This is a genomic window from Scytonema sp. NUACC21, from assembly GCF_054684315.1.
The window spans coordinates 40,390-62,457 of record NZ_BAAFZH010000058.1 but is presented as its reverse complement, the minus strand read 5'-3'; the positions used below and the strand labels follow the sequence as shown (position 1 = coordinate 62,457).

General features: G+C 42.1%; 25 protein-coding genes and 2 pseudogenes. 16 read left to right on the top strand and 11 right to left on the bottom strand.

Features of this window, described 5'->3' with window-relative positions:
• Positions 1–100: 100 nt before the first annotated feature.
• A pseudogene (locus ACYRY3_RS09005) lies at positions 101–313 on the bottom strand (RNA-guided endonuclease TnpB family protein); the annotation flags it as partial.
• A gap of 778 nt (positions 314–1,091) precedes the next feature.
• On the opposite strand from ACYRY3_RS09005, the gene ACYRY3_RS09000 reads away from it, so the two are divergent.
• Complete coding sequence (locus ACYRY3_RS09000) at positions 1,092–1,625, top strand: GNAT family N-acetyltransferase (protein ID WP_460201359.1); 534 nt, start codon at positions 1,092–1,094, stop codon at positions 1,623–1,625.
• Between the two features lie 123 nt (positions 1,626–1,748).
• Here ACYRY3_RS09000 and ACYRY3_RS08995 read toward each other — a convergent pair whose 3' ends face one another.
• A complete protein-coding gene (locus ACYRY3_RS08995; RefSeq protein WP_460201361.1) occupies positions 1,749–1,877 on the bottom strand; it encodes a hypothetical protein in 129 nt (42 codons plus the stop codon).
• Between ACYRY3_RS08995 and ACYRY3_RS08990 the strand changes: the two genes are divergently transcribed.
• Together ACYRY3_RS08990 and panB are read left to right on the top strand one after the other, a co-directional pair.
• Positions 1,843–2,970, top strand: a complete 1,128-nt coding sequence (locus ACYRY3_RS08990; protein ID WP_460201349.1) for a ligand-binding sensor domain-containing protein — start codon at positions 1,843–1,845, stop codon at positions 2,968–2,970. The genes ACYRY3_RS08995 and ACYRY3_RS08990 overlap by 35 nt on opposite strands.
• A 78-nt stretch (positions 2,971–3,048) precedes the next feature.
• Positions 3,049–3,831: a 3-methyl-2-oxobutanoate hydroxymethyltransferase gene (panB, locus tag ACYRY3_RS08985; protein ID WP_460201358.1), complete on the top strand. Its 783-nt coding sequence runs from the start codon at positions 3,049–3,051 to the stop codon at positions 3,829–3,831.
• Positions 3,832–3,863: 32 nt separating this feature from the next.
• Here the strand turns inward: panB and ACYRY3_RS08980 are convergent, their stop codons facing one another.
• Entirely contained in the window at positions 3,864–4,016 is a 153-nt protein-coding gene (locus ACYRY3_RS08980) for a hypothetical protein (protein ID WP_460201357.1), read from the bottom strand.
• Between ACYRY3_RS08980 and ACYRY3_RS08975 the strand changes: the two genes are divergently transcribed.
• Positions 3,943–4,593, top strand: a complete 651-nt coding sequence (locus ACYRY3_RS08975) for a WD40 repeat domain-containing protein (protein ID WP_460201348.1) — start codon at positions 3,943–3,945, stop codon at positions 4,591–4,593. The genes ACYRY3_RS08980 and ACYRY3_RS08975 overlap by 74 nt on opposite strands.
• Positions 4,594–4,645: 52 nt before the next feature.
• Here ACYRY3_RS08975 and ACYRY3_RS08970 read toward each other — a convergent pair whose 3' ends face one another.
• Positions 4,646–5,011: a FitA-like ribbon-helix-helix domain-containing protein gene (locus ACYRY3_RS08970; protein ID WP_460201347.1), complete on the bottom strand. Its 366-nt coding sequence runs from the start codon at positions 5,009–5,011 to the stop codon at positions 4,646–4,648.
• Between the two features lie 160 nt (positions 5,012–5,171).
• Entirely contained in the window at positions 5,172–5,939 is a 768-nt protein-coding gene (locus ACYRY3_RS08965) for a hypothetical protein (protein ID WP_460201346.1), read from the bottom strand.
• 338 nt (positions 5,940–6,277) lie between these two features.
• Here ACYRY3_RS08965 and ACYRY3_RS08960 point away from each other — a divergent pair, with 338 nt between their 5' ends.
• From ACYRY3_RS08960 to ACYRY3_RS08940, 5 genes and pseudogenes are all read left to right on the top strand, one after another.
• Positions 6,278–6,880, top strand: coding sequence for a hypothetical protein (locus ACYRY3_RS08960; RefSeq protein WP_460201345.1), 603 nt, complete (start codon positions 6,278–6,280; stop codon positions 6,878–6,880).
• A gap of 872 nt (positions 6,881–7,752) precedes the next feature.
• Positions 7,753–8,199, top strand: a complete 447-nt coding sequence (locus ACYRY3_RS08955) for an NUDIX hydrolase (protein ID WP_460201344.1) — start codon at positions 7,753–7,755, stop codon at positions 8,197–8,199.
• Between the two features lie 555 nt (positions 8,200–8,754).
• A pseudogene (locus ACYRY3_RS08950) lies at positions 8,755–8,856 on the top strand (HNH endonuclease); the annotation flags it as partial.
• A 103-nt stretch (positions 8,857–8,959) separates the two neighbouring features.
• Positions 8,960–9,241: a DUF7219 family protein gene (locus tag ACYRY3_RS08945; RefSeq protein WP_460201343.1), complete on the top strand. Its 282-nt coding sequence runs from the start codon at positions 8,960–8,962 to the stop codon at positions 9,239–9,241.
• Between the two features lie 267 nt (positions 9,242–9,508).
• The gene (locus ACYRY3_RS08940) at positions 9,509–10,051 is read left to right on the top strand and encodes a protein-tyrosine phosphatase family protein (RefSeq protein ID WP_460201356.1); all 543 of its coding nucleotides are present in this window, start codon (positions 9,509–9,511) and stop codon (positions 10,049–10,051) included.
• Here ACYRY3_RS08940 and ACYRY3_RS08935 read toward each other — a convergent pair whose 3' ends face one another.
• Positions 10,052–11,038 (bottom strand): substrate-binding domain-containing protein, encoded by a 987-nt coding sequence (locus tag ACYRY3_RS08935; protein ID WP_460201341.1) that lies wholly within the window; start codon positions 11,036–11,038, stop codon positions 10,052–10,054. It lies immediately after the preceding gene.
• A 261-nt stretch (positions 11,039–11,299) separates the two neighbouring features.
• On the opposite strand from ACYRY3_RS08935, the gene ACYRY3_RS08930 reads away from it, so the two are divergent.
• Complete coding sequence (locus ACYRY3_RS08930; RefSeq protein ID WP_460201339.1) at positions 11,300–12,457, top strand: sulfate ABC transporter substrate-binding protein; 1,158 nt, start codon at positions 11,300–11,302, stop codon at positions 12,455–12,457.
• A 44-nt stretch (positions 12,458–12,501) separates the two neighbouring features.
• Positions 12,502–13,503 (top strand): PstS family phosphate ABC transporter substrate-binding protein, encoded by a 1,002-nt coding sequence (locus tag ACYRY3_RS08925; RefSeq protein WP_460201337.1) that lies wholly within the window; start codon positions 12,502–12,504, stop codon positions 13,501–13,503.
• A 155-nt stretch (positions 13,504–13,658) separates the two neighbouring features.
• Here the strand turns inward: ACYRY3_RS08925 and ACYRY3_RS08920 are convergent, their stop codons facing one another.
• Positions 13,659–13,904: a hypothetical protein gene (locus ACYRY3_RS08920; protein ID WP_460201336.1), complete on the bottom strand. Its 246-nt coding sequence runs from the start codon at positions 13,902–13,904 to the stop codon at positions 13,659–13,661.
• Between the two features lie 598 nt (positions 13,905–14,502).
• Here ACYRY3_RS08920 and ACYRY3_RS08915 point away from each other — a divergent pair.
• The 4 genes from ACYRY3_RS08915 (at position 14,503) to gmk (ending at position 19,297) form a co-directional block, all read left to right on the top strand.
• On the top strand, positions 14,503–15,336 hold the full coding sequence (locus tag ACYRY3_RS08915) for a PatU (protein WP_460201335.1): 834 nt from the start codon (positions 14,503–14,505) through the stop codon (positions 15,334–15,336).
• 230 nt (positions 15,337–15,566) lie between these two features.
• Positions 15,567–17,900, top strand: coding sequence for a transglutaminase TgpA family protein (locus tag ACYRY3_RS08910; RefSeq protein ID WP_460201334.1), 2,334 nt, complete (start codon positions 15,567–15,569; stop codon positions 17,898–17,900).
• Positions 17,901–18,250: 350 nt separating this feature from the next.
• Complete coding sequence (gene remA, locus ACYRY3_RS08905) at positions 18,251–18,517, top strand: extracellular matrix/biofilm regulator RemA (RefSeq protein ID WP_460201332.1); 267 nt, start codon at positions 18,251–18,253, stop codon at positions 18,515–18,517.
• A 174-nt stretch (positions 18,518–18,691) separates the two neighbouring features.
• Positions 18,692–19,297, top strand: a complete 606-nt coding sequence (gmk, locus tag ACYRY3_RS08900; RefSeq protein WP_460201355.1) for a guanylate kinase — start codon at positions 18,692–18,694, stop codon at positions 19,295–19,297.
• A 209-nt stretch (positions 19,298–19,506) separates the two neighbouring features.
• Here gmk and ACYRY3_RS08895 read toward each other — a convergent pair whose 3' ends face one another.
• The 3 genes from ACYRY3_RS08895 to ACYRY3_RS08885 form a co-directional block, all read right to left on the bottom strand.
• The gene (locus ACYRY3_RS08895) at positions 19,507–20,025 is read right to left on the bottom strand and encodes a photosystem I reaction center protein subunit XI (protein WP_460201354.1); all 519 of its coding nucleotides are present in this window, start codon (positions 20,023–20,025) and stop codon (positions 19,507–19,509) included.
• Between the two features lie 401 nt (positions 20,026–20,426).
• Complete coding sequence (locus tag ACYRY3_RS08890; RefSeq protein ID WP_460201331.1) at positions 20,427–20,561, bottom strand: PsaJ protein; 135 nt, start codon at positions 20,559–20,561, stop codon at positions 20,427–20,429.
• Positions 20,562–20,712: 151 nt separating this feature from the next.
• Entirely contained in the window at positions 20,713–21,216 is a 504-nt protein-coding gene (locus ACYRY3_RS08885) for a Photosystem I reaction center subunit III (protein ID WP_460201330.1), read from the bottom strand.
• A gap of 177 nt (positions 21,217–21,393) precedes the next feature.
• Here ACYRY3_RS08885 and ACYRY3_RS08880 point away from each other — a divergent pair, with 177 nt between their 5' ends.
• Positions 21,394–21,516: a hypothetical protein gene (locus ACYRY3_RS08880; RefSeq protein WP_460201360.1), complete on the top strand. Its 123-nt coding sequence runs from the start codon at positions 21,394–21,396 to the stop codon at positions 21,514–21,516.
• A 95-nt stretch (positions 21,517–21,611) separates the two neighbouring features.
• Here the strand turns inward: ACYRY3_RS08880 and ACYRY3_RS08875 are convergent, their stop codons facing one another.
• A complete protein-coding gene (locus ACYRY3_RS08875) occupies positions 21,612–21,956 on the bottom strand; it encodes an antibiotic biosynthesis monooxygenase (RefSeq protein ID WP_460201329.1) in 345 nt (114 codons plus the stop codon).
• Positions 21,957–22,068: the final 112 nt, after the last annotated feature.

The window sequence follows — 22,068 nt, the reverse complement described above, 5'->3', positions numbered from 1 at the left end:
GTTTCCATGTGCCCACGGTACTTAGTCCTAACTTTAGGACGTTTAAACTGAGGTTAACGTCCCTGTCCTCAACATATCCGCATTTAGGACAGACATGGGTACGAACAGACAGGGACTTCTTAAAAATTTTTCCGCAATTGCAACAGGATGAGTTGGTATATTTCGGCGCGACTGCGATCGTCACCTTCCCAAATTTAATTCCAAAGTACTCAATCCAATTGGGGAAAATCGTCCAATTCGCATCACTAACAGATTTGGCCAGCCTTCGATGCCTAACAAGCTCTCCTTTGGGCTTGAACTCGTAAACTATCATGACTCGACCAAATCACTTGGTTTTATCCTAGCAAATTGGCATAATCTTGACAAGACGAAATAGAAGATTTCTCTCTTGATTTAAACGCTCTGATACATCGTTTACGACCTGAGTTTCTTCGCTAATTCATCTGCCTCAGTATCTTTGCACTTTTAAGAAAAAATAAGTTATACAACAACCAGTTAATAGCATCATTAGATGCTATTAATGGCAGTCAGTGAATGTGAACTACCCACACTACCGAAAAGCGCGGTAAGTGATGGGCTTCGAGCTTCATAGACCGTTGCCTTTAAATCTGGCGTCTTCGTTTGAGCGTAAGACATATTTCCCTTCCAAGAAGTCACTCTTTTTTCCCACAAATCGCGTTATGTGCAACTTCCTCTCACCCCTAGTCCTCCCCTGCTAATTGGGGATGGATTAGGAGAAACTATGGTCAGGAGTTACCTCTTACAGAGAGTCTCGCTTTTCCTGCAACTTATTGACAGAAATCCAAAACTGTGATGAGTGAAAGACTGAACTTGCACATCACGCGATCTGTAACCTGTCTCACAATATATCAAGAAATCAATAAGTTATTCTTTGAATATTTTTAACTTTTTCATTTAAATTTGTTATTACATATTTTTTTCAACATTTTATTAAGAATACTTTACAACGTAGCAACAATAATTGTAATAAGCGGCTGAAAAAATCAACTATAGTCTAGTATTCAGTCAATTTTTCAGCAACTAGCAGTCCCGATAATTAAATATTTTTATAACGTACAATTTGGTGTATGATCTCCATTCCCCAACTTGAAACCCAACGTCTCATTTTACGTGAATTCCGAGAGGAAGACCTGGATGCTTATGCCGAGATGTGTGGTGACCCAGAAGTTATGCGCTACATCGCTACCGGAAAACCTTTATCTCGGGATGAGTCATGGCGCAACATGGCAATGATAATGGGTCACTGGCAACTACGGGGCTATGGACTGTGGGCTGTTGAAGAACGTCGCAGTGGAGAAATGATTGGTCGCATTGGTTGCTGGCAACCTGAAGGCTGGCCGGGTTTCGAGATTGGCTGGACATTGCGACGGCAGTATTGGGGATATGGCTTTGCAACAGAAGGTGCGATGGCAGCAATAGACTACGCTTTCAACGTGTTGCAGCAATCCCATGTTATAAGTTCGATTCGTCCGCAGAACACCGCTTCCATAAGGGTTGCTCAAAAGTTAGGAGAGACACTCGAAGGGACAGCAGAACTCTTTGGCAGTGAAGCGGTCATCTACGGTATCAGTAGGGACAGATTTCTGAACCTTTGCCAGGATTAAGTTTCCCATCCTGCCCGTCCATAGGTTAGCTGGAGAAAAATTATAAATATAAAGTTAAAAAAAATACTACCTGTGGGAACACTGAAGTTAACCCAAATCCTATTTACAGCCATTTTCAAAGGATTAGAGCACAACTCCTAGGGTGGGTACTGCCAACCAAAGCAGAAAATCGCTGTAAGCAATGGTAAAGGGAACTGTCTCCAAAGGAAGTGTGACCGTGGTATTTCTTTGCAAACGTACTCGTTTATGCATCAGTTCTATCCTTTTGGGGTTCGTAGCTTTGCCAAATGTAGTTACTACAGCAATGGCAATTCCAGCTACTGGCTACAAAAACGATAGTCAAAATGTCTTAGCTCAAAAACTCCTGAACGTAAATCCGTCAGAATTAACTCCTGCTTACCCTCCTTCTGCCCCACCACCCCGACAAGATCCATTGCCTGATGAACGGCGGTTGCAAGAACGGTTGCAAGAAACCGATTATCGCATCAGTGCCTTACAAGCAGATGTTACAGGTAATCTCTGGGTTGGTTCTTGGCGGGGATTAACGCGAATTGACCCGAACACTGGTAAGATATTAACTCGTGTTAGTTTACCAAACGTAACAATTGGTGCGATCGCCCAAGATAAAGTTGGACGTATGTGGGTAGGAACCTATGAAGGTTTACAGCGAGTAGACATACGTAGTGCGGAAATCACAGCACAGAATTTATTTTTACCTTCAAAACGGGTACTATCTTTATTAGTTGATAAGCGTGGGTATCTCTGGGCTGGCACAGATGGTGGTTTAGCCCTTGTTAGCCCAGACCAAGGCTTAATCATGACAACACTAAAGAACCTGCCCGGAGTCAGCGGTAATGCTATGACTTTAGATGCCGAAGGTCAACTTTGGGTTGGCACTTTGGATGGTGTAGTGCGGGTAAATACTGCTAATGCTTACATCATGAAGCGGATTGATAATTTACCGGGGACGACGGTGCAAGCTTTAGCTATCAGCCCGGAAGGATTAATTTGGGCGGGAATGCCAAACAATTTGCTGGTTATTAACCCAAAAACTGGTATGGTGTTACGGTCAGTGGCTCGGTTGCGGGGACGTAACGTGACAGCTGTACGTTTTGCTAAAGATGGAAGTGTTTGGGTTGGTACCAACAATGGTTTGCTACGATTAAATCCATACACTGGAGCGATGCTAGATGAAATTCCCGGTCTTCCCTCTAGCCGTGTTCTCAGTCTTGCTCCGGACATCGGTAGTAAGTTGTGGATTGGCACTAGTGAAGGTTTAGCTTGGTTAATGCCTAAAATGCAAAAGGCAAAACCCCATCTTGCTTTCACTCGTGCTGTAAAGTGATCGGTCATTAGTCAAAAGTCCTTTGTCCTTAGCAAATGACTGGTGACAAATGACAAAGGACAAAGGACAAAAAATAAAATGGCTGTCACCACCCAACAATTAATCCAATGGAAACAACAAGGGCGTCAAATTGTCGCTTTGACCGCTTGGGATTATCTTATTGCCCAACTGTTAGATGTAGCTGGGGTGGATTTAATCTTGGTAGGGGACTCTATGTCTGTCGTTCTTGGTTATGAAACAACTCTACCCCTGACTTTAGAAGAGATACTTCACCATGCTAAAGCTGTTCGTCGGGGGGTGAAGCAAGCATTGGTAGTGGTAGATTTGCCGTTTTTAACTTATCAAGAAAGCCCCCAACAAGCAATGCACTCAGCCGGACGAGCCTTAAAAGAGACGGGTGCTCAAGCAGTCAAGCTCGAGGGCGGTTATCCAGCAATGATAGAAACTGTTGGGCGTTTGGTACAAGCTGGCATTCCGGTGATGGGTCATGTAGGTTTGACACCGCAGTCAATTCATAAAATCGGTTTGCGCCAACAAGGCAAAACGGAAGAAGCAGGAGAGAGGATTTTACAAGAAGCGATCGCACTAGAACAAGCAGGTGCATTTGCGATCGTGTTAGAGCATATCCCCGCTCAATTGGCATCACTAGTTACACAAAAAATAGGTATTCCTACAATTGGTATTGGTGCGGGTCCCCATTGTGACGGTCAGGTATTGGTGACCTCCGATGTCCTGGGACTGTCAGAAAAGCGACCGCCATTTGCAAAAGCTTATACTAATTTACGAGAGCAGATTACCAAAGCCGCACAAGATTATAGTGCTGAAGTGAGGGAACGCAAATTTCCCGGAGAAGCAATATAAGGATGAAGGATAAAGGATAAAGGATGAAAAATCTAAGAGCCTTGCTGGCTGTTATTGTCTGTTGCAATGCGCTGTTTGATAGCCTCATTAGCTATGCGAATATTTTCTTCAATGGGCGTACCGTCTTCAGTAGCCATTGGACCATACCATGTTGCTTCTGAGTCTGGAGTACGGCGGCTATACAGCACGCGCAAAGGCTCAACATCCTCTCGGTGTGCAAGTGGAGACAAGACTATTAAGATTTGGGATTTACAAACAGGTCGGTTAAAAAATACTCTAGGCGAACACGATAAATCCGTTTGGCGGCTTGCATTTAGTCCCGATGGGCAAACTTTAGCAAGTGGAAGTTACGACAACACTATCAATATTTGGAATTTAAAACCACCATCTTTAAAAGCAACCTTTACCGGGCATGCGAATCTGATTTATTCCCTGGTATTTAGTTCAGATGGACAAACTTTGGTAAGTGGAAGTGCAGACAAAAGTATTAAAATTTGGGATTTGCAAACAGGTAAGTTAAAGAATACTCTAAATTGGCACAAATATGGCGTGACATCTGTCGTCATTAGCCCGGATGGCAAGACTCTTTTTAGCGGTAGTTTTGACAATACAATCAAAATTTGGGATTTAAAAACAGGCGAGATTGAAAATACACTAAAAGGTCATGAAGATTTGGTTCTGTCTTTAGCTATTAGCCCAGATGGAAAAACTTTAGTTAGTGGCAGTACAGATAAAACTATTAAGATTTGGCGTTTGCCTTAACCAGTCTGCAAACACCAACTAATGCCTACAGAACAATCTAAAACAAAAAGCATTAATATTTTCGTCCTTCTTCTCTTGCTTGCTGAATAGACAATCCCTTTAGAGATATTCCTTTTTTCAATTCCTTCAGACGATTTTTAGTTACAATTAATTCTTGCTGACTTCGTATTGGTATATTAATTTGTGGATGACCAGATTTACCCACTTTATGAGCGTGTCTCTCAATCTGCTGCAACATTAATGCTGACTTCCGCTGAATTATCTCATCTTTTGAAAGGTTAGCTTTTATCTCTACTTCAGTTGCCTGTTGTAAAATGCACTTCACTTCCTCTAGTAAAGAACGACCATGCTTTTGAGCGCGAAATTTTAACTTTTCGATAATAACTGGATCGGTATTTTCTAAGATAATCTGAGCCATCGTTAATTTACTGCTACTTTCTTAGATTATAATGCAAGCAGGCATGAATGATGAAGCTTCAAGTATTAATTAAGAAGCCATCTTGTTTCACAAAGTGTTTAGTTTTATTTCTATTGTGTGTAGCTTTTTCTAAAGCGCTGCTCAAGATATCAGACAGCAGCTAATTTTTTGACTCTACTAGCAGTGACGGACGGCGAAGCAAATACACAACGAGACCTATAAAAGGTATAAGACGCGCTATCCAGAGTGTTGTCCTGTCATTCCACTGGCGACGTGCCATGTCATCCGGTACTAGCCACGACTGAAATATCCAGAAAACTAAGAAATCGATCGCAAACGAATATGCCAGTCGATCCGTAGAGAGTATTTCTATAAGAGAATTCCAACGCACTGTCAGGTTACCAAATTCAGGACGTGCTAATATTGCCCAAGCAATAGAAGCAACAACTACTGTTGTTAAAACCAAAGGGAAGGTTCGACTCTCTGCTATCTTTTCCAAAGTGTTGAGAGAATCCTTAGGGGGTTGGGTATCGGGTCGTCTGATTGCTAACCAAGGTAGATAGAAAACATTTGTCAGTAAAGCAGTACCAATCAGAAATGGCACGATGGGGAAGCGCTGATTGCGACCATCAACAAGAAAACCCCAAAATAATAAGCCCCATGTTATAACAATATTAAATAATCCCTCTAATGCTGGGTTGATGACTGGTGCAGTGCTTGGAGACAAAATCGGCATCACAAACCAGAAATTTAAGCTCAAATCTAACGCTTCTTGCAATGTTTCCGGTTGAATGTGCAGTACTGATAAGCCTGGTGGTAAGTCGCTGAGCAACAGATAGCCAACATAGATTATCCATGCACTCCATAGAAATATTCTCGATACTGGTTTTGAAGTGTCGTTCGCTATTTCATTGTTTTGGTTGAGCATAGTTATCTTGAAAGTTTGCGTTCGTGGAGCGCAAGCCGTACCCAGCTTATCGCAATGAAATTTTTTGAGTTACATTATAAATAAAACACTTGCAAACATATTAACAGAATTTGTTGCTATAAAAATCCAATTTTTGAAACATATGTAGGCAGGGCTATGCCGCACAATTGAACCTGACTTTTCACACCAAATGGAAAAATTAACGCTATGACCTAACCCCCCAACCCCCTTCCCTACAAGGGAAGGGGGAGAATTCAAAGCTTCTCTCATACAAGTATGTAGGCAGGGCTATGCCGCACAACTGAACAACTTGCACTCTCATTAACAGAATTTGTACTATGCCTTACAGCCAATTTACAATTGACAAAGTAAAACAGGATTTTCGACTGACAATTGTAGAGGGAGTTCGCTTTTTCCCAGACTCGATTCCACCTGTAACTCCAAGTTCGAGAGTGCAAGGAATTTTAGAGGATTTACCGTGGGCGATTGCAGTAGATACAGAGAAAGCTCGTTCCGAGGTTATTATCAACCCCACACTTCTAGAAGTGCGGCGCATTTTCAATCAAGAAATTAGCGTGTTTTCTGGGGAAGAGTTTAACGTTGATGCAAGTGTTGGACTTAACGGGGTATGTGACTTTTTGATTAGTCGTTCACCGGAACAATTAACAGTGGAAGCGCCTGCTATTGTTATTGTTGAGGCGAAAAAATCGGATCTAAAATCAGGACTCGGACAATGTATTGCGGAAATGATAGCTGCACAGAGGTTTAATGAAGCTAGAGGACAAAGTCTAAAAACTGTTTACGGTTGTGTCAGTAGTGGGACACAGTGGCGATTCCTGAAGTTGGAGGAACAAACGGTGACAATTGATTTAATGGATTATCCTCTTCCGCCCATCGAATCAATTCTTAGCTTTTTGGTCTGGATGGTGAAAGCAAGTTAATTGCTAGAGTTAAGGAACTGTCAATGCACGCAGTCCAATGACTTGAATCGACTCTCATAAACCCAATAATACCAGCACTACATTCAACTCTGTAATCTTCGTTCATAACAAGAAAACCCGGTAAAGTACCGGGTGTGATTTACATGATGCAATTGATGGGAGAGGTAGAAAAACAAGCGAAGCTAGTGCCGTCCACCTCCACGTTTACTGAAGATTATCTGACGTTGAAGTACTGCTTTGATAAGTGCTTTTTTTCTACCATCCGGTATGTTCTATATTTAATGTAAAAATCAATACACAAAATGAGCGCCCTTCTCAATGGTGTGTTATGACTGTAACGACTATTTTGGAGGTCATTTATCGTGAAATTAATAGATCTGTTTGTAAGGTTTGTAGATTTGTTTGTAAGGTTTGTCGTAATGGCTTCCTTTTTCCATCTAATTGCAATTCTTTTAATAAATACACTGCCTCGTTTTACTGGTTTCTTTTTACCATATGAGTTTTGGCTACTCCTATCATTAGCGCTAGCTGGATACAGTGTCCGTTGCCATGTCCGTCGCCAGCGTTACTAGCCAATTACAATTGAATAACGTGTTCTTGGCGCTCAACTACTATACAAAACAATCGCTGCCTTAGTTGAGTTTATTAATGTTACTGTACTTTTACAAAGCCCGTGACGAGAATTGAACTCGTGACCTCACCCGGCCCAAAAGCTTATTGTTACGTAGGTAGGGCTAAAGCCCACCACCCCTTTATTGAGAAGGTGCAAGATGCCAGTTAACCATTTTTCCCAAAAGATATTTAATGTTCACTTGATATTCCCTAAAGTAAAAATTGTATAAAAACGCTGAATGAGAAGGGACTATTATTAAATGAGCCAAAAAGTTAGCAAAGTGTTTCAGCAGTCCGGGGTAATTCCTTATAGAGTTAAAGACGGAAAAATTGAAGTTTTGCTGATTACAGCCCGTGACCGTCAGCGCTGGGTAGTTCCAAAGGGAGGTATCTCTAATGGGATGAGTCCGCCCGATTCAGCGGCAAAAGAAGCGTGGGAAGAAGCTGGCATCATTGGACAAGTGGATACTCATGCACTGGGCAGTTATAAATATCGCAAACGAGGTAAGACTTACCAAGTCCAGATGTATTTATTGCCAGTGTCCAAGGTGAGCGAAGATTATCCAGAAGCAGGTCAAAGACAGCGACAGTGGTTAGATGTGAAAAAAGCCATCAAGCGGGTTAAACTTCGTTCGCTCAAACGAATCCTTAAAGAGAGTGTTCGGTCTACATCCGTCTCAAGTGCCTTACGACGCTGCCCAAGTTAAGTATTGATTTGCCCTCAGTCTAACAAAACAGATAAAAGGCTGACAAGCTTTGCTTTTGCTAGCTTTCAGCTTTTTTAATATTAAAGAATGTTTTGTGATGAATGCTGGGTTTCCGGCTTCGCTAGCCGACGTTATGTTTGCCGCGTAATAGCGTAAATTTAAGTATTCTTTATAACTACGGTAAATTACTTGAGAAATTGTAGTTTAAAATAGATTCTAACAGAAAAAGTTAAGTTAAAATTAAAAAGTTTAACAAAAGGTTATCCCCTGGAGGTAAATTGATGGAACAGTCCCATCAGAGAAACGACGGAAAGCTTCTTGAGAAGTGCTTGAAACGAAGTCATTCGTTAGGAATCGAGGTAATACGGTTAACTGACTTCACCATGACTCAGCGTAGAACTGTTTATTCTACGTTATAAGGAAGCACTCCTAGAACATTGGGAAGGGGAATGTGTTTATTGTAGCAAGACGGAAATATCATACAAATTGAACATATTAATGCAAGAAGTCAGGGTGGCAACTAACGGCTTTAGCCGTTAGCGCTTACGCTATTGCTTTTCCAATTTAACTTTATCTTGCTTTAAATGTAACCAGAAAAAAGGGAATAAGACAGTAGGGGAGGGAACTAGATGTGGGATAATCCCCGTATGTCTTTAAGAGTAAAGCCGTAATTATTCTTAAACTAATGTGTTAAAAAAATATAAATAATAATGTTAAATTAAATATCAAAAAATAAAAATTTAGTATCGGGAGTAAACACATGGAACATTCTAACTCAAGAGACAAAGAAAATTTTCTCTATCCTCGCAGTCGCTATTACGGTCAAGTAAAACCCGAAAATTTAGTATTTAACGCTAATCTCCAAGAGTTTGCTCAAAAAGTCGCGATTATTACCAGTTTAGAAACATCTGGGAAACTTTCAAACATAGAAGCTTACAACCAAATTCGATCGCTTTGGAAACAGTTGAAGCTTAGTAGAAAAGAACTGGGAATTGGCAACCAGCCTTCTATAGAAGCAGAACCACCACCAAATGAAATTTAAAATTTCTCTTTTGACAACAGCGACACCACAATACTTTCTTATTCTCTTAGAAACACTCAATGTAAGTAAAATCTGATATGGTTTACAACTTAATCTTAATTTATTGTCAGCTTAAATAAAAATACCCCAAAGGAAGTATTTACAAAGCAGTAGCTACTGACAGGTATTTGGGATAGAGCAGTTGCTTGGGCACTTATTGCGGAATAAACTTGACACGAATGGTTTCAATAGCTATTCCTGACATTACCAAGAAGAATGAACAGAAAGATATATAAATTTGCTCCTGCAAGTGAACTTGAACCAATAGTTTTTGGTGCCTCAAGACCGGGTTACTCTGCTCGGAGTGTAACTGACTGGATTCATTTCATGAAGTGCCAAGGTATAAGGCGGGTTTGCTGCTTGCTTCCTAATACCCAGTTAGCTCCTTCGTTAGATCTACTTGAAATATATCGACAGGCATTTGGGATAGATCGGGTTTGTTGGGCACCTATTGAGGATTTTCAGCTACCCGACCGTACAACCTCCATCGAGACGATTCTGCCGTTTCTAGCAGCAGCAGACCTGCATGGAGAGAAAGTGGTTGTCCACTGTTCGGGTGGAATTGGACGAACTGGTGTAGTACTTGCTGCTTGGCTGGTTAATGGTCGAGGATTATCAAACAAAGCTGCCATCGCTGCAGTTAGAAAAACAGGCAGAAATCCTTATGAAGCAGCGATCGCAGGCGCAATCCGAGGGAGAAATCCGTTAAAAGCTATAGAGGATCTCAACGCACTTCTTAATAATTGTCGGTTGGCATCGGGGCAATGCTGATTAACGTAGACTAACAAATCCAGCCTTTGTGATTAATTCCTGTCCCTGAGCAGTTAGCAATAATCTAGCATATGCTTCGCCTGCTTGTTGGTCAATTTGACCATTCTGTTTCACCACCACCGATAATCGCCGGCTCAGGGGATACTCACCACTCAAGAAAGCTTGGGTGTTCACTTGGTTGCGCTGTTGCGAACACTTTTCGAGGGGAACAAAAGGCGGTTTGTAAGGAGGAATAAGTTCATTAGGGTTACGACCCACTGGTAAAGGCTTAACTTTACACTGGGATACGACTAATGGTGCTGAGGTATAGTAAATACCCCCTGGATTGTCAGCAACTTGGCGCAAAGCCTCAGTTGTCGTCGGCATAAATACAATACTGCTACCAGAGTCCCGGTCTTTTTTACCGTAGGGTATAATTTTTAAATCGGGACCGCCAACTTGACGCCAGTTGGTGATTTTGCCCGCATAAATGTCATTGAATTGAGCTACAGTTAGACCTTTTAAGTTCAAGCTTGGGTTTACGGCGATCGCCACCCCATCAATTGCCACAGGTATTTCTTTGAGAGAAAAACCCCGTTGTTGCGCCTGCTGATAGACTTCATCTGGAATCGGAACAGAGGACTGAGAAAACGATAGTTGATTGTCTAACAACATACGGATACCTGTCTGAGAGCTTGGCGTACCGCGATCGGGGTCAATGTAGCGCAAGCGAAACTGGGGCCAGACGGTTTGAATAACTGGGTCTACTGTTTTGCGGATGGATACCCAACTCGTGCTTCCACCATAGTTAAACACACCAGAAGGAACGTTTTGTACAGAGGAGAAACTTTCGACGTTATACTGTCCCAGTTGCTGTGATGGATTGTTCGCTAAACCACCCAAGTCTACGCCAGAGTGCTTAATGAACCACCAAACACCACCTCCCACTAATCCCAGTGTGATTAGCAGTGACAAAACGAGAACAGTGGTTTCGTTTTTCTGGGGCATAGAATTGCGGGCTTGTGGAGGCAGATCTCTTTTACAAAAGCGAGTTACTTCTTTAATATAGATGAAATACTTCGCTGAATTTTCGGTTTATGGGTATCAAACCGTGATAATTCAGCCTTTTTTTATAGTGAGAAAATATCTGCCATCTTTTATCTTTTAATTTAAGAAAAATTAACGTTCGATCGAAACCCAATCTTCTGACCTATAATTCCATAAATTACGGTAAATTACAAAAGTTACCGTAGTTAAGGGAGGATTTTGATGAGCAAGTGGCAGGATACAAAAAGATCGGGGACATCCTGGATTGAACAAATCCCCAATTATTTGATTAAACCCTTTTGGACTATCAAACAATGGAGCCAGAGATTCATAGGAAATTGGTCAAACGGACATTCGTTTCGAGATTTTGTTTGCCTTTTTTTGGTGGGGGCTAGCTTGAGTGTGGCGATCGCTGCTTGTTCTGGAAGCACCTCAGCTGCCAAACCTGATGTCAAACTAACGCTCGTGTCCTACTCTGTGACCAAAGCAGCTCACGATCGCATCATTCCTAAATTTGTAGAAAAGTGGAAGAAAGAACACAATCAAAACGTGACTTTTGAGCAGAGTTATGGTGGATCTGGTTCTCAAGCAGAAGCCGTGATTAAAGGCTCGCAAGAGGCAGATGTAGTACATCTAGCACTTCCCCTGGATGTCAATAAAATTCAGCAAGCAGGTTTGATTGAAAAGAATTGGGAATCAAAAGCGCCAAGAGGTAGTATTGTCAGCAGATCCGTGGCTGCGATCGTTACCCGTGCAGGCAATCCTAAAGGGATTACAACTTGGTCGGATTTGGCAAAAGATGGCGTCAAGGTCATTGCTGCCAACCCCAAAACTTCTGGTATTGCTATTTGGGAATTCTTAGCCTTATGGGGTTCAGTTAGCCTAACAGGGGGTGACGAGGCTCAAGCACAAAACTTTGTCACCAATGTCTATAAAAACGCTCCCGTACTAGCACCTACTGCACGTGATGCTAGCGAACTATTTTTCCAACAAGCAAAGGGAGATGTGTTAATCAATTACGAAAACGAGGTTATTTTAGCCAAACAAAGCGGTGAGCAGCTGCCTTACATCGTACCTGACGTTAACATTTCTATTGACAATCCTGTCGCTATTGTGGACAAAAACGTTGATAGGCACGGTACGAGAGAAGTAGCAGAAGCATTTGTTGATTTTCTGTATTCAACAGAAGCACAACGTGAATTTGCCAATTTAGGATATCGTCCCGTTAACCCTGCTGTTATCGAAGAAGTATCCAAGAAATATACCCCAATTAAAACCTTTTTCACGGCTCAAGATTTAGGGGGATGGGAGATTCTTCAGAAAAGCTTTTTTAGTGACGGAGCAATCTTTGACAAAATTTGGACTGCTAGTAAGGTATAAACATTTCGCAGTACGAGAAGAAATACAATACAGGACTTGAAGTTATGAACTTTCCTTACCGAATCAATTACCACGCCTTACTAACATCTCTAATAGTTCTGATGTTTGGTGTAACTTCTTGTAACAGAGCAGAGGAAAAGCAGAATGAGGTAAGTATAGATGGTGCTGCTGTTGGTTTTCCTATTTCTCTAGCAGTTGCGGAAGAATACGAAAAGGTAAAACCTAATGCTAACGTGAGTGTTGCTTCAAGTGGTACTGGAGGTGGTATCAGTAAGTTTTGTGCTGGAGACATTGATATTGTTGGTGCATCACGTACCATTAGAGATGAAGAAATCAAAACCTGTGAAAAGAAGGGCATTAGCTTTGTAGAAATACCCATTGCCCTTGATGGAATTGCTGTCATTAGCAATCGTCAGAATAATTTTGTTCAATGTCTGACGATAGATGAACTTAAGAAAATGTGGAACTCTAAAGCTACTAACAAAGTCAATAGTTGGAATCAAGTCAATCCAAAGTTTCCCAACAAACCTCTAAAGCTTTACGCCCCAGCTTCTGATACTGGAACTTTTGATTATTTCACACAAGCTATCACTGGGAAAGCTAAAAATAGCCGTACAGATTACACCCCAAGCCACAATCAAAATATCCTTGTTCAAGGAGTTGCTGGCGATACAAATGCTCTTGGATATGTTGGAATATCTTACTACCTACAAAACCAAGACAAGTTAAACATAGTGGCTGTAGAAAGTCCAACAGGAAAGTGTGAAAAGCCGGTTCCACTGGACAATGTTGTCAAAAATATCTATACGCCTTTGTCCCGCCCTCTCTTCATCTATGTCAGCAAGCAGTCACTAGATAACAAAACAGCAGTCAAGGAGTTTGTCAGTTTTTATATAGAAAATTCTTGGAAATGGGTAGATTCTGTAGGTTATGTGTCACTCCCTGATGAGGCTTACGTCAAGGTAAAACAAAAACTCGCCAAAGGTGAAACTGGCACTAAATTCAAAAAGGCAAAACCAGGCGAGCCAATTACAAACTTCATCTAACAACAACCATAGTAGTCTAGTCATTTCATGTAACCCGGTTTCTTTAAATTAAGTTAATGAAATCTTAGTCTTTACAGCTAAAGAAACCGGTTTTTGTTCCCCCAATTTAAATAAGGAAGACGACTGAAAACCTTGTGCTTTAAGGGCAGGAAGCGTCAATTTTGTTGGTATTCCCTGACTTCGTCCTCAAATAACACCCACTCATAACGGTTTGCGTTGTTTTGATATTGACGTAATTTTTTAGGGTAATGAACGCAATACCCGATGTATACCCATTTATCCCAACAGCGATTGATTTCATTAACTTTAATAACAACACCTTGATAAATAACGTCTTTTCGTGAGACTTCTACCAATTGCCCTCGTCGATATCGAGGTTTTGTATCAACCACAATTATCATTTGTCTGTACCCCTGAATAGGATTTAGAATTCAGAACTCAGACTAAAGAATTAGCTACAGATAAATTCGGGGGTTTTGTACTTGACTCACCACCTTTTCGTACAGAATTCATGCTGAATTCTGACTCCTGAGTTCTGAATTCTTTCGAGAGAAGAAAAATCTACCTGTATAGGTGGGGTTAATCTACATTTATAGTACAATAGTACCATAAGATATTGTCAGTTGGCATTATGCTGATACATCTGGAGCAAATGCCAGTACCTTAGGGACTTCCAAATAAAAAAATACTCAAAAATTTCTTGTGGTACGTCTGTCTCAGACGTCGCAGGTAGCGGGCAAGGACGCCCACCCCACAATATTAGACATAGGAGTGAAAATTAATTATGCGTTCGTTAAAACCCTTGGTAGGGGCGAACAACCGTTCGCCCTTCTATATATATTGCACGCAACTAAAACCGCTATAATTGTCTTTCATCTGCGTTTATCTGCGTCTAACTGCGGTTTCAGATAGCTTCAGTGTAATCTTCAAATTCCCATATTTGATAATGGTGGGCGGTGCCCACCCAGCCCTTGGGGCGCGAACAAATGAACTACTAAAATGAAGGCTGAAACCCGCTCTATGACTGGATCGAAAAATGAGGTAATTCCTACTGTGCAAGAACGTTTCCAAGCCGTCCTTAAACGTCGGTTACAAATTCAAATTGAAAACCACCCACCGCTCTTTCCTTGGGAAACCCAACTGACAGACTACCCCGATTATGTAGACAAGCCATCAGTTGATTTGGTTCCGGTCTGGGGGTGGACGGCACAGCAATTAAAGCTGAATCTGCCGATTCTACTACCGGAAAAAGTTTTCCAGTTGTTACTGGAGAAATGCCTTGCGTTGGTATCGTCTTCGTTACCATTAGGGGCAAAGTTGGTTCAAGCGGTGGACAGTCTCTTTCCTGGCGAACCCGAGATAATAAACGACCTAGCTGGATTGGTGCTGAGGAGTCCATATAGATCTGTGGATGCTTTAGAAACAATGCCAACGTTGGAAAGCAATTACTCAGATTTACAGCCCCGCCAACAAATGGCACTGTCATTGATGGCGGCAAAACAGCTGCTAGAAAATCTGACGCTACCAGTTTCATCTGACGAGCCAGTTGTAGAAAGACAATGGCTCACAGAGGCAGGTGTTCTCAACCTCAGGGTGGAATACGAGTCTCAAGAAGGTCAAGTGACGAAACTGCGAGTTGAAGGTGATTTACCAGGATCTGGGATATTAAATCTTCGGGGAGAAGGCTCTCAGGCGATGGCAGAGACTTCAACTCCAGGATGCTTGAGTGTCGAATTAAATGACATGCAACCCAACCAAACTTATACCTTAGAGGTAGAGTTACAAGAAATAAACCAAAAGCCACTATTGTTTGTGATTGTTCCCACGGTGTAAATCACTGTCGCCATCGCTAGCACCCTAAATTAATCAAATGCCATTGTGATGAAGTAGAAATCCTGGTTTTGAGCAATATCTCTTTTCGTATAAAAGCGTCATTAGGGCGTCTACAGAAAGCTGCTATGAGGAAGATACAAAGCGAGTCGGTTTAACCGAGTTCTCGTTTTGTGTCAGTAGCGTCCAAATTACCGCTTTGATTACATACCCATAGACTGCTTTCTTTGATAATGATTAACAAATCCAGGATGAGTTGGCGTTTACCTATCAGTGAGCAATTGCTGCAAAGTATGCAGGGGACGCCGTTGATGGAAGTGGAAAATTCAATTACCTTACGGGTGCTCGTGCTAGCGTTGGTAGTTGTTGGAATAGTGGCAAAGGATATTGCTGCTGAGACTCAATTTAGTCTTTGGGCAATACCACTTTCGGTGGTAGGTGCGATTTGGAGTTACCATCATCGCCGCGAACGGAATGTCTCGGTTAAGTTCTGTATCGCTATAGGAATGTTAGCAGCACTGGGTGCTTTCTTTGGGCGATTGTTTGGCGAACTGAATGACACGCGTTTGGCGTTGGCAGAGTTATTAATTCAACTTCAGGTGCTTCATAGTTTTGATACGCCCCGTCGCAAAGACTTGGGTTATTCAATTGTCATCGGGTTGATTTTGCTCGGCGTCGCCGCAACACTGAGTCAAACTCTAGCATTTGCACCAGTGCTGCTGTTATTTCTGGCAATAGCTTTGCCAACTTTAGTGCTTGATTACCGTTCCCGCTTGGGCTTTCAAGAATTCGTTGCCTTCTCAGGGTCATCTCAAGAACGAGAAAAGAATCCCTCTGTTTTTAATTGGAAGTTTTTTCTCATTAACTTCTTAATAGTCCTAACAGTAGGGTTAGGGATTTTTGCCGTTCTACCCCGATTCCCAGGTTACCAACTGAGAATGTTTCCAGTAAGTGCTCCCATTAACGTCAAAGGGGACTTTACTGGGCGTAGTATTATTAACCCCGGTTACGTCCGCCAAGGTAACAATACCAAAAATCAAGGTGGTGCTAGTAGCTCAAGTAGAAGTGGAGAAAAGCAACCAGGCACACCAGGGCGCTTGGATGATAATTTTTATTACGGTTTTGGCAGCCAAATCAACCAGAACCTCAGAGGCGAAATGAAACCCAAAGTGGTGATGCGAGTGCGATCGCAAAGCCCTGGTTTCTGGCGAGTTCTTGCCTTTGACCGCTATACAGGTAAAGGATGGGAAATTTCTCGTAACGAACAAGTTGAAACAGTGAAGCGATTTCCTTGGTCTTTCCAAATTTTTCTTCCCAGACCAATCTTTGCCGGTGAAACCAGAGATATAATACAAACCTACACCATAGTGTCGGATTTCCCAAACTTGATCCCTGCTATGGCATATCCCAAAGAAATTTACTTTCCGACACCAATCGTTGCCATAGATAAAGAAGGTGGGCTGCGAGCGCCCGTAGAATTGTCAGAAGGTCTTACTTATACAGCGATTTCAGAAGTGCCTTTGCGCGATCGCACTTTGTTGGGAACAGCCCCAGCTAAGTATCCGGAAAGTATTAAAAAATACTATCTAGAAGTTCCAAGTGAGATTGCCGCTCGAGTTAGAAAACATACCGAAGGAATACTAGCCAACTACAATCTTGAAAGGGTAGGCAAGTCGCAAAAAAGCCTTGAATCACCCTATGAAATAGCTCTGTACTTGGCTCAGTATCTAAAACAACACTATAATTTGCCGGAGAATCCCTTAGAAGTGCCTTATCTCAGTGAAAAAGAAGATTTGGTAGAGGCTTTCTTGTTTAAGCACAAGGGAGGCTACCCAGACCACTTTTCCACAGTGCTGACAGTGATGCTGCGTTCCATAGGTATACCAGCGAGATTGGTGACGGGATTTAGCCCAGGAGAATTCAATCCGTTTACGGGAATGTACGTTGTCCGCAACACGGACGCCCATGCGATGACGGAAGTCTATTTCCCTAAATACGGTTGGTTTGCCTTTGACCCAATCCCAAATCATCCCCTGATTCCTCCTTCTTTAGAGGATACTGAAACGTTTGGTGTTCTGCGTCAGTTTTGGAACTGGGTTGCTGGTTGGTTACCTTCTCCTGTTAAAGGGTTCTTTAATGATGTGTTTGGAGCAATATTCAATTGGATAGCTAGAGCAGTCTCGTGGTTTATCTCATTATTCTTCCAAGGTTGGATCGGAGTGCTTGCTGGCTTGATTGTGGGGACGGCTTTTGCCTTTTTGAGTTGGGCTGCATGGCGTTTTTGCTCATTGTGGCGCTATCGTCTTGAGCTGAGTAAACTTCCACCTATGGAAAGCCTTTATCAACAAATGCTCAAGTGGACAAATCAAAAAGGTTTTGGTAAACATCCAGCACAAACACCCCTAGAGTTTGCTCGGGGATCGTACAACCATCATTCTCCGGGTATTGCCGAAGTTATTGATGAAATTTGCCAAGCTTACGTTAGCTGGCGTTATGGTGGTTATACTCCTGACTTAAATCGACTCCAACAGAGATGGCAGCAGTTAAATAAGACTGCCAAGCAGTAGCAGCTAAAGAAACATAATCCACCTGTAGAGATGTAGTACGCTACGTCTCTACATATTTTTTTTGACCCGAGTCCGCAGTCTTTTTTCGATTTGGAAAGAATGCAACACATTGATAATATCCCTCTCTAACCCTCCCTAAATAGTCAAGTTGTTAGATTGATTTCGTATAGTTTTCCTATATCTTTAGATAGATTTTTAGGGATGTTGGGGCAGAAATAGCTAAAAAAAGCGTTTCTTAGTTAAAAACTTGAACAAGCTTTAATTTCTTCGTTGTAACTCCTGTTTTTTATGGATAACATGGAAAATAGTTAATTTAAAGCTTCTCACACCACGTTTGGCGTCAGTTTTTTATGGACATTCAGTTAATCAACATCGGTTTCGGCAATATTGTGTCTGCCAACCGAGTCGTTGCCATAGTCAGTCCAGAGTCTGCTCCAATCAAACGGATCATCACCGATGCACGCGATCGCGGTCAGCTGGTAGATGCAACTTATGGTCGGCGTACTAGGGCTGTCATTATCACTGATTCAAGTCATGTCATTCTTTCGGCAATTCAGCCGGAGACAGTAGCAAACCGTTTTGTGATTACGCGAGACCACCAGGTCGTAGATAATTGACAAATGAAGGGTCAGTAACCCTACCCTATTTGGGCAGCATCAGCAGTACCATGTGAATTACACTAGTTCTATGTCACTAAGACTACAAATGTGTCAGTCGCTCGTGACCTGCCAGCGAAAGAAAGACTAATGACTAGTGAGCTAGGTTTATCGATTAATTCACAGGTAAAGCGGATGATGCAAGTTTTATCCACCAGAAGTGGTGCTGCTACCAAGGAATGCCCGCCAGTTGGCAGGCTCATTATTTTGACCGGTCCAAGTGGAGTAGGCAAAGGCACTTTAATGCGAACTCTGATGGAGCGTCATTCGGATCTGCATTATTCCGTATCCGTGACGACTCGTTCTCCCCGTCCTGGAGAAATCAACGGCAAACACTATTACTTCATTAGCCGTAGTGAGTTTGAAAAATTGGTAGCGGCTGGCGAATTACTGGAGTGGGCAGAATATGCTGGTAACTATTACGGAACTCCCCGAGAAAGCGTAATGAACCAAGTTCGCTCTGGCAAACGTGTTGTGCTAGAAATTGAGTTAGAAGGGGCACGACAGATTCGTGCTGCTTTTAAAGATGCCCGCAGCATTTTTATTTTGCCACCCTCTATAGAGGAGTTAGAAAAACGGATACGCGGTCGGGGGCAGGATTCTGAAGAGGCAATTGCCCGCCGTTTGCGTCACGCTAAAGAAGAAATTGGGGCTGCCGATGAATTTGATATTCAAATCGTCAATGACGATCTCGAATCCGCATTAAACGCTGTAGAAGCTGCGATTTTTGTAGGTGGATAGTGGTTAGTGGATAGTGGAACAAATAACTACTAACTACTAACTCATAACAAGTATCCCCTCTTGCCTGTCCTAAATTCGGACAGATAAGGGGGGAACAACTTCAGGCATAAAGAAAGACTTACTTAAGCCTATCCTTCATGCCCTATATTTTTTGCCAATTTATCCCATGTCAAGTCATTGAATGACTAATGACATATGGCTGATGACTCTTAACCGAACAGACTTTGAATCAGCCCTAAATTGCTAGTCAACAAGTAAGCGACAACCGCGCCACCAATACCACCGATTAAGAAAGCGCTGGCGAAGTTGTTCCAGCCTTCTCCAGATTGAAAAGCATCTGGGGGGTTGGGTGTGGTAGCGGTGACGTGGGGTTTAGGGGGATTGCTGTTGGCATATAGGGATATGGCACCAGTCGAAATCACAATTAAGCCCAAGGTTGCCAGTAAACCAGCTAAGTTAGCATTGGCTGTATCGCGCAGGGGACCCAGTTTGGCGAAGGGACCAAAGATCCAGTAACCATGAGCCATACCAGCTTCTAGTCCGCGTCGGAAGGGAGTGATTCCAGGGCGGTAGGCAGGCAAGTTGTTAATGTACCACTTGACTAGCGGAGAAGCGTTAATTGGTGTTTCCAAGTTGCCCTGTTGTGGGTCACGCCATTGAGGAAAGACTACCTCGCGATTTCTAGCATCGCTGGGACGATCTTTTGATGCATCTACTGCTTGTGCTATATCTGCCATACTTTATGTTCGCCTCTAAATAAAATGATGGCTTTATTTTCAAGTTAATAATAATTGTTAATCTTAGCTAAATTTCATTTTTGCTATCGAACTTTATAAAAATTAATTTAGGTGTTTCAAATACTAAAATCCTTATGCTCTATACAGCATTAAGGTTTTTAATAGACTATTTTTACAAGTATTTACTTTTCCAAGTGTGAAGTAAAGCTTTGAGTTAGAAGTTAAAAGTTACAAGCTATTCTGTCAGCCATGAGTTCTTGAAGAAAGTTGTCTATTAAAGATTGAGGCAGAGCAAGATGCTTGCTTCTAAAAGCTCAAAGCTACCATTATCTAGCTTCTAACTCCTAACTTCTAACTCCTAACTGATTCCAAATCCTATCTTTTATCCGTGATTATGGCATTGGATGGAAAAGTAGGTCGGGGAAGAAGTAGTTAAATATAGCCCAAGTAGAGAAGGCAACGGAAACAGAAACAACAGCAAGAACTGGTGCGAGGGAAAGATATTGAAGAAAATACTTTTGTTGCATGAATTATTCTCCCAAATAAGTCAATAGAATGAGCGAGTTTTGGATGTAGCTAATGGATGACTTTTCAATTGGAAATTGTGAGTTGTTAGTTGTTAAATAACGACTAAGTAGTTCTCAGTTCCAACCTAAGATTTGTCATGTCAAATGGTCACTAGCGTGGCGAAATAGGTATTTCTTCGTCCTTGGCAGTTAATTCACCCGACAGCAATTCTTTTACGGCAGCTAGAGGCCAAGTAGCACCTGAAAGAACGATTGGCAGTGCTTTGGGCACCTCAATCTTAACTTCCCTCCATTCCACGTCACCGCCTTCTGCCTTATTCTTTTGCAGGTAAGTGCGACCTGCCCAACCAATCCAACCAGCGATATACAGGAAGAGAATACCGGGAATTATGAAGTCACCAGCATGGCTGAGACGACCGTCTACAATTAGGTGGGGTAAACCCTCAGGACCGCAAAGTTGTTGGGAATAACGCTCAAATCGTTTTTCCCCTGAACTGGGGTCAAAGTTAGTAGCGCGGGCAGCTTGTACCCGTTCTTGGAAGGCAGGAGATTGGCTACAAGGCACAAGACCTGTTCCTGGAATTTCCGCTTTGGCTGACGGGGCAAAGTTGAACCAAAGACAAATCGTTAAAATCAAAGCACACAAGCGTCGCATGGAATTGTTGCCTTTTATTACGAAACAAAAAGTTATTTTGTACAAAACGAAGCGGCTTGTACAATCTTGATTTGCAGAACTAGCAAGTCATCATACTCTTGCCCGCGAACCGAGTAAAGTTGAAGTAAATAAAAGTTAAAGCTTCTCAAACAAGTCCTTATTTGGCAAAACCCTGAAATGGCAACTGTTTTGGCAATTGAAACTAGCTGTGATGAGACTGCCGTGGCAATTGTTAACAACGACTTGGCTGCGGCTGAAGCTGCTCCTGTTGCAATCAGCGCTCCTGCAATCAACGGTTAATGATGTAGAGCCGCTTCAAGCAGCGAATCTTGCGTAAATAAAAGCGTCCTCCTGACGGGGGGCGCTTTTTAGGTTATGAATAATCTCAATCAGATCTAATTGCTCTCAACCTCTTGTTCTACTTTTGGCTGAATTTCGCAAACGACTTCATGCAAAAAGGTCGTTGGAGTCTTGGCAAACAAGGGCATCATTTGTTTCATGATGTTATCGTAAGCTTCAGTATGGTTGGTATCCATATCTTCCACGTTTTCCCAAAAAATAACAGCGATGCCTTTGTCAGTTCCCGGTTCTTGTAGAAGGTATGCTCCCTTAAAACCGTGAGTGTAGGTTGCAACTGCCTGTTCGTAGAGTCGTTGAGCTTCTTCAAACTTGCCCGGTTTAAACTCTCCTATAGCAACGTAAGCAAATTGATGTTTTAGAAAATCTTGGAAATCTGACATATTGTCTCCTCAAAAATCTTTTAAAAGCAGAAATCGCAGATAATTATCAGTCATATTTGGTTCTCAGAGAGCTTTTACTGCATAAGGGGAGGGAGAGGGAGGGTTATTATTA